Genomic DNA, 18,016 nt, shown 5'->3' with positions numbered 1-18,016 from the left:
ATGCCTCGCTATAACCCTTCCGATATCGAACCCAAATGGCAAAAGTTTTGGGACGAAAACCAGACTTTCCGCTGCCCTGACATGCCTCAAGGCGAAAAGCTATATGTCTTAGACATGTTTCCTTACCCCAGTGGTGCTGGATTGCATGTCGGTCATCCGGAGGGTTACACTGCGACCGACATTGTTTGTCGTACGGCAAGGATGCAGGGCAAGACTGTTTTGCATCCCATGGGTTACGATGCGTTTGGACTGCCGGCGGAAGAGCACGCAATCCGGACAAACACGCCTCCGCGCGAGAGTACCGAGTCCAATATCGAGAACTTCACGCGACAGCTCAAGATGCTGGGGTTCTCATACGATTGGTCGAGAAAAATCGCCACGACCGATCGCGAATATTTCCGCTGGACGCAATGGATCTTTTTGCTGATCTATGACACTTGGTTCGATGCGAAAGAGCAGCGAGGACGCCCGATCAGTGAGTTGCCGATTCCGGCTGAAGTATTATCCAAAGGCGATGATGAAGTGCGTCGCTACCAGGATAAACACAGGCTGGCTTATCAAGAAGATGCGTTAGTGAACTGGTGTCCGAAGCTTGGGACGGTGCTTGCCAACGAAGAGGTTGTCGATGGCCGGAGCGAAGTTGGAGGGCATCCGGTGCAACGCATTCCGCTTCGCCAATGGATGCTCCGAATCACGGCTTATGCCGACCGACTGTTGGACGACCTCGAGTCTCTAGACTGGCCAATCGGTATCAAGAAACTGCAGCAAGACTGGATTGGACGGAGTAAAGGGGCTGAAGTCGACTTCTACTGTGGGCCGACTGACGGTTTCGAGAAATGGAAAACGCTGCGAGCTAACTCTGGATTTCCGGATGACCAAACAAGTGATGCGTTGCGAGTTTACACGACGCGTCCCGATACTCTTTTCGGAGCGACCTATATGGTTGTGTCTCCGGAGCATCGTATGGTTGAAAAGCTCACGACTGAAGAACAACGCGCCGCTGTCAAGCAATACGTCGAAGCAGCGTCCTTCAAGAGTGACCGCGATCGCACGGAAGGCAATCGCAAGAAGACGGGAGTCTTTACGGGCTCGTATGCGATCAATCCGGTTAATCAAGCGAAAGTTCCAGTCTGGATTGCCGACTACGTGCTAGCTGGCTACGGCACCGGAGCAATTATGGCCGTTCCAGCGCATGACGATCGCGACTTTGAGTTCGCACAGGCCTTTGGTCTTCCGGTGATAACAGTTGTTAGGCCCGCCGATGACCAAGCCGTTACTGCAGGCGAGTGTTTTTCGGGAGAAGGCATCGCAATGGCGAGCGGTCGGTTTGATGGCCTTCCAACAGCGGTCGTCAAACAAGAGATTGCAGAGCAACTGACTTGCAGCGGGATGGGACGTGTTGCATCGAATACAAAGCTGCGAGACTGGTTATTCTCTCGGCAGCGATTCTGGGGTGAGCCGTTCCCAATCTTGCACGAATTGGATCAGAACGGGACACCAACGGGCTTACGCCGGATGGTTGATTTAGATCAGTTGCCGGTCGATTTGCCGGAATTGGAAGACTTCAAACCACACGGTCGACCTGAACCGCCACTCATGAAAGCCGACGATGACTGGCTGTATGTTTCCATTGATGGCAAACGCTATCAACGCGAAACAAATACAATGCCTCAATGGGCAGGCTCTTGCTGGTATTATTTACGATATATCGATCCGCGAAACTCCGATCAAATCATTGATCCCGAAAAGGAAAAGGCGTGGATGCCGATTGATCTATACGTCGGCGGAGCAGAGCACGCTGTATTGCATTTAATGTATTCCAGATTCTGGCACAAAGTGTTGTATGACCGCGGTGTTGTGACGGAAGCGGAGCCCTTTCGAAAGCTGGTAAACCAAGGAATGATTCTTGGGGAAGTGGAATATACGGTTTACCAAGATGACGCCGGGCTGAGTTATCCAAGCAACGAAGTAGAGAAGCTTGATGACGGAACCTTTAAGCATTTCAAGTCGGGCATGGATCTCAAGTTGGTCTCGTTGAGTGAGTCGGAAGTTGTCAAACAAGGCGATGCATTTGTTATGACCGCAAACGCGGGGGTGAAAGTCGATGCACGATCTTTCAAGATGAGCAAGAGTCGCGGCAATGTTGTGAATCCCGACGAAGTTGTTCGTCAGTATGGCGCCGATGCGCTGCGGTTGTACGAAATGTTTATGGGACCGCTGGAAGCTACCAAGCCGTGGAGTATGAACGGCGTTAGTGGTGTTCGAAATTTCTTGGATCGATTTTGGCGGCTTTTGGTCGACGAACGCAGCGAAGTTGTCGAGTTGAATTCCACTATCGTTGATCGCGATTGCAACAAAGATGAAGCGCGTGCCGTCCACACAGCTATTCAGTCAGTTACGCGTGACATTGCCAACTTGAGCTTCAATACGGCGATTGCGAGAATGATGGAAACGGTGAATTTTTTTACTAAACAAACCGAACGTCCTCGTGCCGCGATGGAATCGCTCGTTCTTTTGTTATCACCATTCGCGCCACATATTGCTGAAGAGCTCTGGAGAGTATTGGGGCGTAAAGAAACCTTGGCTTATGAACCCTGGCCACAGTTTGACGAGTCCGCGATTCTAGAAGAACAGATTGAGATACCTATTCAGGTCAATGGTAAAGTACGTGCCAAGATGATGGTGGATGCGGCAGCCGATGCCGCGGCAATGGAGTTACAGGCGATGGAAGACCCTCGCATTGTAGAATTGCTAACTGGAAAAACTGTTGTCAAAAAAGTAGTCATTCCAGGCCGCATGGTAAACCTAGTCATTAAATAATAAAAGGTTTCAATTGTACGATGCGCCGACAGCGAGTTTGTATAGCGGAGTTCTAGTCTTAGTCTGCGCCTATAACGAAGGCGAAAACTTGCCGAAGCTATTCTCGACTATTCAGGCGACCTGCCCCGGAGTAGACATGCTGTTGGTCGACGATGGTTCGCAGGACAATACTTATCCTTGGCTATCAGCGAATGCCGAGCGTTTTCCGACGCTCAAGGTCGTAAACCGCGGCGCAAAGCTTGGGCTGGGGACTGCGATTCGTGATGGATTGAGTTACGCAGTTCAACATGGTTATCGCCTGTGCGTAAACCTCGATGCAGATCTGAGCCACGACCCAACTGTTATGCCGAAGTTGATTGAGGCTAGCCGAGTGAACAGCGAGGAGACCGCCGATTTGGTGATTGGTTCCAGATACGTTGAGGGCGGCGGGCTCGAGAACTGCAGTTGGAAGCGTGTGTTAGTGTCACGAACTGTCAATCTGCTAGCTCGAACCTTGATCGGTTGGAGTGTCCGCGATTGCTCGTCGGCTTACCGATGTTATAAAGTTCAGGCCCTGCAGTCGCTAGAGTTGAATAAAATTGATAATGCCAGTTACGGGTTTCTGGAAGAAATCCTTTGGAAGATATGGAAGAACGGCGGAGTCATTCGAGAGTTTCCGATTGTCTATTTGGAACGCGAGAAAGGCAAATCAAAGATTTCTCTGCAAGAAGGTTGGGGCACATTGAAGACCTTACTGCGTTTGTCGCGATTTCGTTTGAACCGATAGACGTACGTGACTTCCGACCATCTCTTACGCACAGTCGTTGTGATGTCGGCCCCGACAGTCTTTGACGGCAATTTCGCATGTGCGTCATATCGTCGCCCAGCCAAAATCTTGCTTCTTCGAGAGCTTGGTAGCATTACCATATACCTATGACTAAGGCGGACAGTCGTACTATGTATTCAAGTTTTTTGGCGTAAAGACAACAGTCCTTGCGAATGTGTCCAAGACGCTCGTAGCCGAAACGGTTTTTGCCGTTTCGCAATGTCCAGTAGGAATGCAAAATGGCACTGTCGCAACTCAACGCGCAAGTAATTTCTGACTTAGCAAAGCTCAATTACGACGGTCCAAATTGGGTACCGCCGACGCGTCACAGTGATGGTCATGTATATGACGTGGTGATTGTGGGGGGCGGGCAAAGTGGACTTGGAACTGCGTTTGCTCTAAAACGCGAGAGAATCCATAACATTCTTATCATCGACGAGTCACCTAAGGGATTTGAGGGGCCTTGGGAGACGTATGCTCGAATGATGACACTTCGCACGCCTAAACAGATGATTGCGATTGATCTTGGCATCCCATCGCTGACTTTTCGGTCTTATTGGGAAGCGATTGCGGGTGAGGACGGTTGGAAGCAAGTCGATAAAATACCTCGCGGCGATTGGATGAATTACTTGCGATGGTACCGTGAAGTCCTAGATCTGCCCGTACGAAACTGTGTTAAACTTAACAAGATTGTTCCTCACGAGGATGGAATCCACCGCCTCCACGTGGACGGAGACTGTGCACCGGAGTTACTGGCCCGCAAGGTTGTTCTGGCGACCGGGATGCAGGGCGGTGGTCAATGGCATACACCCGAAGAGATATCCGACAACCTACCTCGAAATCTGTATGCTCATACGTCGGAAACGATTGATTTCGAGTCGTTACGGGGAAAGAAGATCGGAGTCTTAGGCGGTGGTGCTTCGGCATTTGATAACGCAAACTATGCACTCAACAGTGGAGTTGCAGAAGTGCATGTGTTTGTTCGTAGGGCTGAATTACCGCGGGTCAATCCCATTCGCCAGATGGAGCTTTCCGGTCTTATTGAGCACTATAGCGCGTTGAGCGACGCGGAAAAGTATGCGGCAATTGCGCATTTCTTCAAATTCAACCAGCCGCCAACGAACGACACTTATGCGCGGGCTGCGTCGTGGCCTGGGTTCAAGGTTCACACGGGCGCGCCGTGGACTAAAGTCAGCGAGACTGGAGGACGAGTGAATGTCGAGACTCCTGGCGGCTGTTACGAATTCGATTTCGTGATAATCTCAACTGGTTTGATTTCTGATCCTCGGTTACGTCCTGAACTATGTGACGTTGTGGCGGATATTGCGTTGTGGAGTGATGTTTATGAACCCCCTGAAGAGATTCGGAATCCACTTTTAGATCGTCATCCATATCTTGATCCATCGTTCGGATTTTCATCGAAGACCTTGTGCGGTGCTAAACGTTTGTACGGACTTTTCGTTTTTAATTACTCGACGCTCCTTTCGTTGGGGCTATCTGCATCCGCGCTTTCGGGGATCCGCTATGCAATCCCAAAGTTGGTTCAGGGAATTGGCAACCAATTGTTTTTGGATGACCGTGCCCAGCACTTGAAGGCGTTCTTGAACTATGATCAAGCAGAGTTTACTGCGGATCGAGGATGAGTTCTTGACTCGTATGGGCATGAATTGAATTATACGAGATGCCGTAGCGCGCTCGCGGCAGAATAAGTCTATTGAGGCGGTGGAAGCTGCCTATCAGGAAGGGAGCATAGTCGTTACTCTTGGGTAGGGGTGGCAGCGGGTATCCAGCGTTTGGATTTTTCATAGCCTGCAAGCCGCTCCGATTCGGATTCAATATTGGAGTAATTGCGATGGCAGACAAGGGTAGCAAGGACAACGGCAAGCGTGAGCCAAAGAAGCAAGCGAAGCTGACGCCAATGGAAAAGCGAAAAGCGAAGAAGGACAAGAAAGCCAAGTGAGCTTTCGTTATTTAAACGAGGCGTAATTCCGAGCATGACGCCAGCTAGGAGCTAGCTTTTAGGTCTCTTTTAGACTTGGAAACAGCCTCAATTTGTTTAACCAGAGCTCTTTCTAATTCGAAACTCGGCTGGTCTTAAGTCAAACAAAAAAACCCTGAGAGTTTACGTCCCAGGGTTTTTGTCGGCTTTTGGCCGAATATGCGGAGGGCACGGGACTCGAACCCGCAACCCCTTACGGGGCACTTCATTTCCAATGAAGCCGCTAGCCATTCGCTTACCCTCCGTTGATTGTTGCCAATCAGGTTTTCGCTGCTAGCGGAATTTCGTCATAGCATATCGCACAGCTCTTCTTTGCGGAAGGGCTCGGCGATACTGCAAATTTGAGCAGTTCTGGCAAGCTTACCACCCACTGTCCGATTTAATTCGCGACGGAGGGAGTAAAAATGCTGGGGCCGTGGCGCCTACCGAATAATCGCGGTTGAGCCTGGCTTGAGAGCGGTTGTCATATAACGAGTGGACTCTTCTTGCGCAAGTTGCGTTTCCCCACCATCACACTGGACCTCTGCGCGGAATCGATGCATACCTGCCTGGGCGGCAACCGCGACCACACGAAGCGTCACTTTTTCTCCTGCCTCAATCATAGATATCGGTTCAAACAGAACTTGACCTGGAACTAGCGACGCCTCGGCCCCTTCAAAGCCAATCGGTTCAATTCCATCGGAGAATTGAGCTAGAACCGTGACGTCCGTGGCTGGACGAGAACCACGGTTCTGTACCACCAGTTCGTAAACCACTTGCTCCGAAACAGGAGCTGGTGCAACAGGGTCGATCACTGTCAGTTTCAGATCACTGATCGTTTCGACTTGAACTTTCGCAAAAGAACGAGTGTTGTCCCCGTACTGATTTATAACAGCCAAGTTGATGTTATGCTCTCCCAAAACATTCATTTGCAGAGGAACTACGAGTGTCTTCTTTCCGCGAGCGGCCAGCTGATCAATTTTCCAACGAAGCTTGTTTCCAAACTGTATTACTCCATCTGGCAACCCGGCTACATCTGTGCCTTCCGGTAACTCGATATCGCACTCGATGCCCTCCGCTGCGACGTCTGCTTCATTTGAGACCTCGAACGAGTATTGAGCGATCGAACCTTGGAACTGTCGATCAGGTACGACACAGGCTGTCTGCAGGCTGATCTGTGCTACGCTGACATCAATCTTACTCTCCGCTGTCAGGTCCGTGATGTCGCTGCTCGCACCGGCCAGAATTGACATCTGCCCGCTTTGTTTGAACGTCAACTCAACTTCAACAATGCGTTCTTGACCAGCTGGCACATCGCCGATTTTCGATCGGTTTGTACCAAAACTCTCCGCGTTCAACGTTACTTCGACGTCTTTTACATCGGCATTGCCTGGGTTTCGAACACGCATCCTGTAAAGCTCAGGTTTGCCATAAAGCACCTCAGATGGGCCCTCGATAGCAATTGCCAGTTGCGGTTGTACGGCGTCCAAATCTAGTGTTCCAGTTTCTGGTAAAACTGTCCACTCGATATCCATACCAAAATGTTCTGGGCGCGAAGCAGTCATCTGCAACGTCAGCGTGCGAGTTTGACCGGCAGGCAATTCTGGCAACTGCCATAACACCGATTTACTCGCGTCGTCGAGATCTTCAGCTTCAATCGTGCCGCTGGAAACTTTGATCTCATTGGCAGTTACGCCAATTGGGACCAGGGTGCTGACAAGCAAGCCAACAACTTCGCTGCTCCCCGCATTTCTCGCAGATATTTTAAAGGTAGCAGGTTGATTGACTTTCAGATCCGAAGGTCCGTCCACCCATAGATGAATTTCGGGAATCATCATTTCGAGCAACGTCTCTTCACCATTTGTCGCGTTCGCAACTTTGTTAGGTTGTACGGCAGACGCGTCGAAGGATTTTTGCGGCGCCGCTGAAGCAGTCCTCGTTTGCCGCGGCACTTGCAGCGGGTATTGATCGTTCGAATTCGAGTCGGTGTTGCCCGCAAGATCGGTCAACGGTGAAGCGGCCATGGACGGAACAGACGATTGTCGTTGAGGCAGCGATATTGGATCCGGCAGTTGTCGAGCAAATGATTCTTCGTTCGGAGGCTGGCCACTGTTGCCTGCAGTCGGTAAGTTTGAATTTTTGTTCGGATTCAATGCGACGCGCGATTGCGAGGTTGGGACGTTGTCTTCTGTCACAATTCGCTTGCGAGGCACACTGGGAATCCTCTCGTCAACTTCGGACTCGGTTGCAAGGTCACCAGCCGATTCGCTGTCTCCTGCCGGCAAGTTTGGTAGCGGTAGTTTTCCCATCCGCGCGTTACTACTTGACGTTGTATCTTGCTGCGCACTAGTGCCTACCAGCGCGTTCCGCGCGGGGGACCGTCGGCTTGATTTCTTTGAGTCGAGATCAAGAGAAGATTGATCCTGAGACGCCGAGCCACTGGTAGTTGACTCTGGAAGTGCGAGCCCAAGTTTTTCTTCAGGCCGTACAATTTTGGGAAGTGGGCGAGAGACTGGCTGCGACGTAGCTCTTCCTGCGGCCGATGGCGGTACAGCAGGTTGACTGAAGGGAACGCGCGTCGGCTTGGTGGTAGGTTGCAACGCGTCTACGGGCGCGACAACGGCAGCTTCTTCCGAACTCAGCTCTTCCCCGTCCTTATTGCTGGTGATGCCTTTAAGCTGATGAAAGATTCCTCCACCGAACATGCCTTTGTTGGATGCAGGCCGGGCACGTACGTTGCGAGCACGAGGAGCCTGTGGCTCAGGAGCAATTTCTGGTTCGTCCGCAGGGCCGTTGCCCTGGGTGGAAGCTGATTCGCTTGCGGTCTCAGAAGCGTTCGGATCGACGCCGAAGAAGCGATCGAGGGCGTTTCGAAAGCTCCGACCACTCGTCTGCTCCGATGCTTCTTGAGCCACAGTCGGAGTACAAACCAGCAGTGCCGCTAAAGAAAGACACAGGCCGCTGAACTTGATGAATCGATATGCGTCGACTCTGACACTTAACATAACTCGCCTCGATTACTCGAATTCGTAAGAGGTCGACGTAGTTAAGCCGGTCTCGCATCGACTGCGCGGCTTCTAGAAATACGTCACCTTAATCTAGGCATCGGTCAGTTAAGATGTAGCAGTTGAATCGATCTTGCCAATTTTGACGGTTTAGGCTGCTGCGGCCGAAGCCACCATCGCGAGGACGGCGATTCCAGCGACGATTCTATAGATAGCAAACGGAACGAAGCCGTGCTTCTTCACCCACTCCATCAGCCAAGCGATGACGGCCCAGGCGACGAAAAAGCTGACAATGAAGCCAGTTGCTAGCACTCCGAATTGATGTGCTGAAATTCCTTGAGGCTGCGAAATGATGAACTTCAGAAATTTGTAGCCGGTGGCGGCAAACATAACGGGAATGGAAAGGAAAAAGCTGAACTCAAGAGCTGCTGGTCTGGATAGCCCCATGACTTGGCCAGCAGCAATGGTCGACATCGAGCGGCTCGTTCCAGGGAACGCTGCCGCCAAGATTTGTGCTGCCCCAATTGTGATAGCTTGCAAAAGAGACATCTTTTCCATTCGATCGGTTTTGTATCGCTTTCCGAATTGGACGTCGATGACCCACATGGCGATGCCACCGATCAGAAGTGCCGAGCCCATCACAGTTAGGCTCTCCAAATTCTCGCCGATCAGTTTGTCCATGAGGAAACATGGAACAGCAGTGACGACAAAACTTATCAGCACCAATGAGAACGGGTGCGTAAGTCGAGTTTTTAAATCGGGAGCTGGCTTGAGAAAGCTAACTGTAAAGTCCCACAAACGTCGTGCAAAATAGACAATGACGGCGAGGATTGCGCCAAGTTGGATGACGATAGCAAACATTTTCCAGAATTCGTCGTCAGCCGGGATGTTAAGGAACTCCTGTGTGATGCGTATGTGGGCCGTTGAGCTAACGGGAAGGAATTCAGTTAGGCCTTCAACGATTCCAATAATCACAGCCATCCAATAGTCGGACACTTAGTTACCTTTTCAAACGGCGTTGACAACAAAAAACCCGGACCCGCAATTCTGTAGGAACTGCGAGTCCGGGCAGGACTAAATCACTCGAGAAACCTGAAAGGAGGTTCTAACTCGAGAGGGTAGCGGCTGAAATCAGCCCGCCGGCGTCTTACGAATCGCCACCCCACTTGCCAGTAGAACAATTTATCACCTGATCACCTCCTTTCAATTCATAGCGACCATCTCGCGTCGGACTCATGGCAGATGCCAACGCCGCATGGCACTGAAACAGGTTATGGTGCATCGCGTAACGCACCACCGATATAAATAGGATAGCAAACGAAACTGAAAAATCAACATTTTGAATGCAACCAATTTCGTTGGGTGTTTGGCATGCCAACAGTTAGCAAGTCGTCAACAAGAATCGCTGAATTTTCCTTGTGGTTACACGCGACCTGTGTACGCAAAACCGATGGCGCCGGTCATAGCAGGTATGGTTGTGACGATTGAACGCATATTACAGTTTGAATTTGTTTGACCGTTCGAACTTCTGCGTTCTGTCTATAAGTACCTTGCTCGTCTAGTCCGATAGTCAGGATAGACAAGCTCAAAGCGACGTAACAAAAAACGAAAGTTTAGATGTTGCTGCACGTAGCGGCTTGATGCTCGCACAATTCCTGGCAAGCGACGATTCAGTTGCAAGGATCTATGAATGACGAAATGCATTGTATCCATAGCACTACTGCTTATTTGCACTTCCATGGGTTGCGCGACATTGCAAGATACCAGCTTTCGGGTTGCCAACCATTGGCGATCGCAGACAGCTTGGTGGGAGTGCAAAGCGACCGTTCCAGCATGCTGCAATCGTCATGATTATGCGCATGGATTTAAGTACGGGTATCGGAAAGCAGCGGCTGGCGGACCGACCTGCCCTCCGATAGTACCACCGGCATACTACTGGAGCGTGTTGCACCAATCGACTCGTGGACAAACCGATGTAAACTGTTGGTACCAAGGTTTTCAAGCGGGAGTGATCGCAGCCGAGCAGGATTGTCGTGACGTTTGGGCAGATGTGCCGACGCTCGATGGGCCTGGAGCGGGTTGCGTGATGAATTACGATTGTCCGCTACCCGGATGCATTGATCCGAGCGGCGACATTCCCCTGGAAACGCACTCGGCAAAGTACAAGTAAGAACGCTCATGTTCGACATTGCGGATAATTTTAGCCGCGACGTTTAACGAGCACAAAGAATTATCAACTTATGCATCACAATTCGCTATCACGGAAGGTGCGAAAAATGTCTCATTCAGTTTGTTCTTTCTCCTCGAGACTTCGATTGCACTTGAGCAATTGTCTGCAGCGAGGACGTACGCCCGAGCTGAATATTCCGCAATTGGAATCGGTCGTTAAAAATCGCGTCAAACGAATCGCCTGCGGGGTTGCGCTGATGGCCGCTTCCATGGCAACAGTCGGGTGCGCCAGTGTTGCCCGAAACGCCATACCAGCGGAACGGCTTCCACCTGAATTGAGGCTATGCGAGAAAGGCACGCGAGTGCCCATCAACTTCGCATTGCTTGGGCAAGTGCCACCGCGCGACTACGTGCTCCGCGGGGGTGATGTTATCGGTGTCTACATTCGCGGCGTTATTCCAGCTGACGTGAACGAGACGCCAATTGTAAACACATCGCTGTTCTTGCAGCGGGAATACTATCCGCCAAAAGGCAACGTTGAATCGCCTGCCATTGGCGTACCGATCGAAATAACCGATCTCGGCGAATTGTTGATCCCTCTCGTTGGCACGGTCAGTGTCGATGGCTTGACGGTTGAGCAAGCTCGTTTGAAAGTAGCAGAGGAATTGGTTGCCCGAGACGTTGTGAAGAAGGATCGTGAGTTCGTCTATCTCAAGTTGATTAGACCACGTACGAAGCGCGTCGTCGTCATTCGAGAAGATTCTCCCGTAAGTCAACCGCAGTTCATGGTTCAGCCTCAAAATCTATACACTCAGCGTGGTACTGCGACCGTGGTCGATTTACCGGCTTACGAGGACGACGTGCTGCATGCGCTAGCTGCATCGGGCGGACTCCCTGGACTGGACGCAATGAATGAGGTTTGGGTTCTGCGAAAGCAGTCGGTTGGTGCTGAACTGATCGAACGCTTCGAACAACCTGGGATGATCGAAACTTCCTTCATTACGGAAGATCCATCGATTGCATCGACTGCGACGCGATTACGGCTATGGACGCGACCGGGTGAATGCACTCCTTTCAATTCAACTGACATACTGTTAGAGCAAGGCGACGTCGTCTATCTACGTCCTCGGCAACAAGATGTGTTTTATACCGGTGGTTTGTTGCAAGGCGGCATGGTTCCCCTGCCACGCGACTATGACATCGATATATTGGAAGCGATTTCGATGGCCAACGGATCGGTCGGAGCTCCGGGTGGCACCGACGGTTCAAGCTACCGGGCATCATCTGGCAATCGAGCGGTCGTGTCGCCTAGCCGAGCGATTATCGTTAGAAAGCTGGACAACGGTGATCAAATTGCAATCCGCGTCGATCTGCGTCAAGCTTTGCAGGATGCCAACCAACGAGTACGGGTTCTGCCCGGGGACTTTGTGACGGTCCACTTCCGACCCATGGAGTTGGCCTCGAACATCGCGCTCGGTCTGGTCAACATGAACTATGTGATTCCGAATAATTAGTTTCTGCCGTTTCGGACGACGAAACTCGAATGCGACTGGGATTGGGTCGCAGGGAAAAGTTTTGGGCTGGGACGAATCCAGTTCGCGGTTTCAAGTAAATCGATCAGCGTTGGAGTGGAGTAAACGTTTTGCACGCACCGGAGGCCTCGCTTCCGACGGCATCGTTTGAATTCAAACGGTATTGATTACAGTTTTGCTGCAACGTTCTGAGGTAAGCGCACTTGATGGAATTCCCATCGTAAGCGACGATATGGGCCCTAATACGACGCTAGTGACGGTTTTGGCGAAAAGCCCACGTCGCTAGGCGATTTACATTGGTTCCAGGTTGTTCGAGGAAATTCGTTGGTGTCGCAGCATTTGACGGTTCGACGCGCCATTATTAGCGTCAGTGACAAAACCGGTCTCATCGATTTTGCCAAGTTCTTGGCTGCTCATGACGTCGAGATTTACAGCACAGGCGGTACCAGTCGCCACCTCCAAGAGGCTGGGATTTCTGTCAAGGACATCGCCGAATACACCCAGTTCCCCGAGATGATGGATGGTCGAGTCAAGACGCTTCATCCCAAGGTTTTCGGCGGAATTCTTGCTAAGCGTGACCAGCCGGATCACGTAAAGTCGATGACAGACCACGGGATGTTGCCTTTTGATCTCGTGGTGGTCAACTTGTATCCTTTCCGCGAGACGATCGCTCGCAAAGGTGTGCTTGAGTCCGAAGCGATCGAACAGATCGATATCGGCGGCCCGAGTCTTATTCGGGCGGCGGCCAAAAATCATGCTTCGGTCGCCGTGGCAGTCGCTCCGTTTCAATATGAACTTTTGAAAGCGGAGATCGAGTCGATTGGCGGCGTTTCAGCTCAGCTCTGTCGCCAGTTAGCGACCGAATGCTTCGAAGCGACGGCAGCTTACGATGCGGCCATTGCGGAATATCTGCGAGGCGAAGCGGAACTCGACATGATGCCATCGACGCTTAAACTCGAGTGGCAGAAGAGTAGTTTGTTGCGTTACGGCGAGAACCCGCATCAAAAAGCTGCCGCATATCGCGCCGGCAATGTGGTAGGTCCATCGATTGTGACCGGCAAAAAATTGCACGGTAAGGAGCTGTCCTATAACAACATTTTAGACCTCGACAGCGCGTTAAGCATGGTGCGCTGTTTCAGCAATGCGGCTGCTGTCGTGATCAAGCATAACAATCCTTGCGGCGCTGCATGGGCTCACAAACTATCTTTCGCGACACGTAAAGCACTAGAAGGGGATCCGCTGAGTGCCTTTGGCGGCGTGATTGGCTTTAACAAAAGCGTGGACTTGCAAACTGCGGAAATTCTTTGCGAGGCTGGCCGTTTTATCGAAGCGATTGTCGCTCCCGACTATGACTCTGATGCGCTTAATATGTTATGCACCGTGCCAAAGTGGAGAGATTCTGTTCGCTTAATCTCCGTCGGTCCGATGGACCAGGGGGAAGCCGAGCCGCACTATCGCTTGATCTCTGGCGGATTGTTGGTCCAGGAAGCAGATAACTTGCCATCTTCACCGCTTAACTGGCACACGGTTACCGATACTCCTGTCGACGATGCATTATGGGAAGATATTGCATTCGCATGGGACATGATTCGTCACGTTAAGAGCAACGCAATCTTGCTAGCCAAGGATGCGGCGCTGGTAGGAGTCGGTGCGGGGCAGATGAGCCGTGTCGATAGTGTTGAGATCGCAATTGAAAAAGCGGGCGACCGTTCTCAAGGCAGCGTGCTGGCATCAGACGCATTCTTTCCCTTTCCTGACGGCGTTGAATTGGCTGCGGCTGCGGGTGTCATTGCCATTATCCAGCCAGGTGGTTCTCGAAAAGATTCGGAAGTAATTGACGTATGCAATAAATACCGAATTCCGATGATATTTACCGGCAAGAGACACTTTAAGCACTAATTTTCAATGCCCACCATTCTTGACAAGATTGTCGATCGCAAGCGTATCGAGATCCAAGCCGCGATGGCAGAAGTTTCTGAAGCAGAGCTAATTCGTGCAGTGCGCGATGTGCCTGCCGCATTAGATTTTTATGCGGCGATCGCCAATCATAATCAGGTGCGCTTGATTGCTGAGGTCAAGAAGGCTTCACCTAGCAAAGGCGTCATTCGAGCGGACTTCGATCCGGTCGCGATTGCGAAATGCTACGCGGACAATGGTGCAGCGGCTATCAGTGTGTTGACCGACGTCGACTTCTTTCAAGGTAGCCTCGATTACTTGCGAAGCATCCGCCGCGAAGTCTCAATTCCTTTGCTGCGTAAGGATTTTATTCTTTGCAAGTATCAGATTTTAGAAGCTCGAGCGGCCGGTGCTGATGCAATTCTGCTGATCGCAGAATGCCTTGACCAGTCGACGCTCCAGTCCTTGTACGATTACGCCCGCGAGCTTGGGATGCACGTGTTGATGGAGCTTTATGAGCCTTCCAATCTAGATCGTGTCCTCAACACTGGTTGTCCAATTGTGGGGATTAATAACCGCGACCTTCGAACATTTGAAGTCGATTTGCATCATACCACGCGTCTTGCAGAACAGATTGGTGACGATCGCTGTGTAGTGAGTGAGAGTGGTATCTACTCGAGCGATGACGTACGCATGCTTCGCGAAAATTCAATCGATGCCATTCTCGTGGGTGAGTCCCTTATGCGGCAGGCGGACATCTCCGCTGCAGTGCGACAACTGATCGGCGAACAATTACAGCGATAATAATCGCTGAATTTTCTCGTTGAGCCCACAATTGCGGGCAAAGGCATCGGGATTGCTTCCCTGCCCCTCTGCCGTTTCAAATATCGCGGAGATATTCTGACCGTTCGGCATACAGGCATCGAAACTCGTTTGATGAAGAGTCGCGACAGTGTCTTGGAAGGACCGCAAAATTGTTAAGATTATCATGGAGACCTTTACCGAGTTCGGTAAAGACGACTGCATGGCGCAGTCCGCAGCGATAGCTTACTACACGGTCTTCGCACTCGCCCCGCTGCTGGTAATCGCGATTTCTGTGGCAGCCTTTTCCGTGCAAAGCACTGGGTTAGATGAGGTGACCGGCGACGTACAGTCTCAGGTGGTAGATCGAATTAGTTCGGTAATTGGTGAAGAACCTGCAAATCAGGTTGCCCAGATGATCGAAGAGGCGAGGACGCCCAACAAGAGTATGTTCTTTAACATCATGAGCGGATTTGTGATCGCCTTTGGTGCGACAGCAATCTTCGCCCAAATACAGCTTGCGATGAACAGGATCTGGGGCGTTGAACCAGACCCGAATCAAGGCGGTATAAAATTGTTCATCAAGAAACGGTTGCTTTCCTTTGGACTCGTCTTGTCGGTAGCATTCCTCTTGCTCGTTTCCTTGGTTATCTCGGTGATTCTTCAGGCCCTGGGCGACGCGATCAATTCGCGATTAAATCTGCAACTAGACTCCTACATGCCAGCGTTCATTCAGTTCGCCCTGAACTTTGTTGTGATTGCTTGCGTTTTTGCGATTCTGCTTCGATTTTTGCCCGACGCTAAAGTTCGTTGGCGGGATGTTTGGGTCGGTGCTCTAATCACTAGTGGTCTGTTTGGAATCGGTCGCTTTGGTATCAGTATCTATTTAAGCCAATCGAGCGTGGCGAGCGGATTTGGAGCAGCAGGCTCGCTCGTGCTACTGCTAATCTGGATCTATTACTCGACTATCATTTTTTTGTTGGGCGCAGAATTCACGCAAGTCTGGTCTCGATACCACGGACACGCGATCCTTCCGGAAGAGGGCGCGGTTGCTGTCGTGAATGAAGTTCATGAAGTTAACTATCATGCGGCCGTAGAATAAAATATTGTTAGCGGTCGGTATGCGATCACGGCATTGCGAACGCCGATTCGTCGCGTATAGTAGATCGTCAACCGCGATCTGCTGGATAGCTTGGAGGACGCTTCGTGAGCCTGGAAATCAGGTCGTTTCAGAATTCCGATAGTAAACCTTGTTGTGATCTTTGGAACACTCACTTTGCTGCAAGTGGGTTAACGATCGGGCTTACCCCTGCGCTTTGGGACTACTGCGTGGTTGACAAGGTGTTTTTTGAATATCCGAACTTCTTCGTTGCGGAACTAGACGAAGCGATAGTCGGTCTGGCGCACTTGACGTTTGGGGCAGATTCTTTCAAGCATTCTTTTGATACGGGAACAGGAATTCTCAATGCACTCTGCGTTGCTCCGCACGAACTACAAGATTCCATAGCGTCGGCGTTGATTGAACAGGTCATTGAGAATGCTCGTGGTGCTGGGGCGTCGACGCTCCAGGCCCTCGGTTCCCCTCATCGTTACTCGCAGTATTTATTAGTCCCGCCGCATCTGGGCATGATGGGAGTTCTAGCATCTGACCAACGACTGCAGCGATGGCTTGCAGCAGCAAGTTTTCAGGCGGTACAGCCGACCGACTGCTGGCAAGTTGATCTAAACTCATTGCGTCTGCCGATGGATCGCGGGCAGATGGCGGTTCGTCGCACGAGCAGTATCGGGCGTGTCCTTACAGATTGCTGCGAGTCATGGTTTTTGGCGAACGCTTTCGGACATGCCGAGCAGATGCGTTTTTCATTGACAACTCGCGGCGAAGATCGATTCACGCAAGAGGTAGTGTTCCTGTATTTGGACGCGGCGTATTTTCCGGCCGATCGAGCGACAGCGGTTTTGATGCTGCCAACAATTCCGACAGATCCACTCGGGATCGATCAGCTGACATTCTTGATAGCCGAATCATTACGACAAATGCAGTTTGAACGATTCTCATCGGTATTGGCGATCGCTCCAGCCGACAATCAGCCTGCCGTTCAGATGTTGCAGCGGCTCTCGTTCCGGACGCTTAGCAGTGGTGTCGTGTATACTCGCGCGATTTGATAGCAATCGCGAAACCTTCATCCGCGATCAAAAGAATGCTTGCTTTCGAAGCGTCCGTATGAATAGAAAATGCTGGCAGTATTGCGTTTGATCTTGAGCTGACGGACCAATTTCCCGTAAATGTTCCTATTAATGGGACCTCAAGTTTTTACGACAGATCATTGCTCTCGCTCGAAGTCTGGCAGCCTTTTCAAGCTATCGCTGGGAGTTGTCTGCGCTGTGGCTACGGTCCCTGGCTGCAATCGACCGCTCGTTAATCCTGCCGCGCCCGTTTTCAATTTCGGGAGCAAGCAGAACCAAGCGGACATTGTTTACCAGAACCCCCTGCAGCTCGGCGACATGGACAGCGAGTTCCTGTGGACGCAGATTGTCGATACGCTCGACGACTACTTTAATATCAAAACCGAAACGCGTGTACGTCGCGATTTAGATCAATGGTCCGAAGGTTTTGTCGAGACATTCCCTCAAATTGGAGCAACTGCGCTGGAGCCTTGGCGTAAAGATTCGCAGCCAGGATTTGAACGTTGGCAGAGTACATTTCAGACAATTCGCCGCACCGCATTCGTGAAAGTAACGCCGCTGGAGTCGGGCTACGTTATCAGTATCGAAGTGCATAAGGAGTTAGAGGACGTCGATCGTTCGCAATCTTCAGGCGAGGGTTCGGCTTCAGTACGGCATGACGGGACTGTTGTCCGTACAGACCAGCTATTGATGAGCCCGCCTATAACAATTGGTTGGATTCGACAAGAAAACGATACGGCACTTGAGCAACGGATATTGTCCGAAATTGCAGGCCGCACGACGAACGTCGGCCCGCCCAAGTCATGGCTCTTCCACCGTTAAATTA

The 18,016-nt window shown here is 51.2% G+C and carries 12 protein-coding genes and 1 tRNA gene; 10 read left to right on the top strand and 3 right to left on the bottom strand.

What is annotated here, in order from left to right:
* The 3 genes from leuS (at position 1) to SH451x_RS14485 (ending at position 5,268) form a co-directional block, all read left to right on the top strand.
* Positions 1-2,820: a leucine--tRNA ligase gene (gene leuS / locus SH451x_RS14495; protein ID WP_479362912.1), complete on the top strand. Its 2,820-nt coding sequence runs from the start codon at positions 1-3 to the stop codon at positions 2,818-2,820.
* A gap of 13 nt (positions 2,821-2,833) precedes the next feature.
* Positions 2,834-3,586, top strand: a complete 753-nt coding sequence (locus SH451x_RS14490) for a polyprenol monophosphomannose synthase (protein WP_479357697.1) — start codon at positions 2,834-2,836, stop codon at positions 3,584-3,586.
* A gap of 278 nt (positions 3,587-3,864) precedes the next feature.
* The gene (locus SH451x_RS14485) at positions 3,865-5,268 is read left to right on the top strand and encodes an NAD(P)-binding domain-containing protein (RefSeq protein ID WP_479357696.1); all 1,404 of its coding nucleotides are present in this window, start codon (positions 3,865-3,867) and stop codon (positions 5,266-5,268) included.
* 518 nt (positions 5,269-5,786) lie between these two features.
* Here SH451x_RS14485 and SH451x_RS14480 read toward each other — a convergent pair.
* The 3 genes from SH451x_RS14480 to SH451x_RS14470 form a co-directional block, all read right to left on the bottom strand.
* Positions 5,787-5,868: transfer RNA gene (locus SH451x_RS14480), tRNA-Ser, on the bottom strand.
* Between the two features lie 178 nt (positions 5,869-6,046).
* Positions 6,047-8,608, bottom strand: coding sequence for a COG1361 family protein (locus tag SH451x_RS14475; protein ID WP_479357695.1), 2,562 nt, complete (start codon positions 8,606-8,608; stop codon positions 6,047-6,049).
* Between the two features lie 150 nt (positions 8,609-8,758).
* Positions 8,759-9,604, bottom strand: a complete 846-nt coding sequence (locus SH451x_RS14470) for an undecaprenyl-diphosphate phosphatase (RefSeq protein WP_479357694.1) — start codon at positions 9,602-9,604, stop codon at positions 8,759-8,761.
* Between the two features lie 694 nt (positions 9,605-10,298).
* On the opposite strand from SH451x_RS14470, the gene SH451x_RS14465 reads away from it, so the two are divergent.
* The 7 genes from SH451x_RS14465 (at position 10,299) to SH451x_RS14435 (ending at position 18,012) form a co-directional block, all read left to right on the top strand.
* Positions 10,299-10,778 carry a hypothetical protein gene (locus SH451x_RS14465; RefSeq protein ID WP_479357693.1) on the top strand — a complete coding sequence of 160 codons (480 nt, stop codon included), beginning with the start codon at positions 10,299-10,301 and terminating at the stop codon, positions 10,776-10,778.
* A 106-nt stretch (positions 10,779-10,884) separates the two neighbouring features.
* Complete coding sequence (locus SH451x_RS14460; protein WP_479357692.1) at positions 10,885-12,291, top strand: polysaccharide biosynthesis/export family protein; 1,407 nt, start codon at positions 10,885-10,887, stop codon at positions 12,289-12,291.
* A 345-nt stretch (positions 12,292-12,636) separates the two neighbouring features.
* Positions 12,637-14,208, top strand: a complete 1,572-nt coding sequence (purH, locus tag SH451x_RS14455; protein ID WP_479357691.1) for a bifunctional phosphoribosylaminoimidazolecarboxamide formyltransferase/IMP cyclohydrolase — start codon at positions 12,637-12,639, stop codon at positions 14,206-14,208.
* Positions 14,209-14,214: 6 nt separating this feature from the next.
* Positions 14,215-15,009 (top strand): indole-3-glycerol phosphate synthase TrpC, encoded by a 795-nt coding sequence (gene trpC / locus SH451x_RS14450; protein ID WP_479357690.1) that lies wholly within the window; start codon positions 14,215-14,217, stop codon positions 15,007-15,009.
* 148 nt (positions 15,010-15,157) lie between these two features.
* Positions 15,158-16,108: a YihY/virulence factor BrkB family protein gene (locus SH451x_RS14445; protein ID WP_479357689.1), complete on the top strand. Its 951-nt coding sequence runs from the start codon at positions 15,158-15,160 to the stop codon at positions 16,106-16,108.
* A gap of 104 nt (positions 16,109-16,212) precedes the next feature.
* The gene (locus tag SH451x_RS14440) at positions 16,213-17,169 is read left to right on the top strand and encodes a GNAT family N-acetyltransferase (protein ID WP_479357688.1); all 957 of its coding nucleotides are present in this window, start codon (positions 16,213-16,215) and stop codon (positions 17,167-17,169) included.
* Positions 17,170-17,301: 132 nt separating this feature from the next.
* Positions 17,302-18,012 (top strand): hypothetical protein, encoded by a 711-nt coding sequence (locus tag SH451x_RS14435; protein WP_479357687.1) that lies wholly within the window; start codon positions 17,302-17,304, stop codon positions 18,010-18,012.
* Positions 18,013-18,016 lie beyond the last annotated feature (4 nt).

This window comes from Njordella aestuarii (genome assembly GCF_056494165.1).
The sequence above is the reverse complement of the archived record's forward strand: the minus strand, read 5'-3'. Positions and strand labels throughout refer to the sequence as shown.

Coding starts and splice junctions, on each gene's coding strand:
- leuS (WP_479362912.1), top strand. CDS start 1: ATGCCTCGCTATAACCCTTCCGATATCGAACCCAAATGGCAAAAGTTT.
- SH451x_RS14485 (WP_479357696.1), top strand. CDS start 3,865: ATGGCACTGTCGCAACTCAACGCGCAAGTAATTTCTGACTTAGCAAAG.
- SH451x_RS14475 (WP_479357695.1), bottom strand. CDS start 8,608: ATGTTAAGTGTCAGAGTCGACGCATATCGATTCATCAAGTTCAGCGGC.
- SH451x_RS14465 (WP_479357693.1), top strand. CDS start 10,299: ATGACGAAATGCATTGTATCCATAGCACTACTGCTTATTTGCACTTCC.
- SH451x_RS14460 (WP_479357692.1), top strand. CDS start 10,885: ATGTCTCATTCAGTTTGTTCTTTCTCCTCGAGACTTCGATTGCACTTG.
- trpC (WP_479357690.1), top strand. CDS start 14,215: ATGCCCACCATTCTTGACAAGATTGTCGATCGCAAGCGTATCGAGATC.
- SH451x_RS14435 (WP_479357687.1), top strand. CDS start 17,302: ATGGGACCTCAAGTTTTTACGACAGATCATTGCTCTCGCTCGAAGTCT.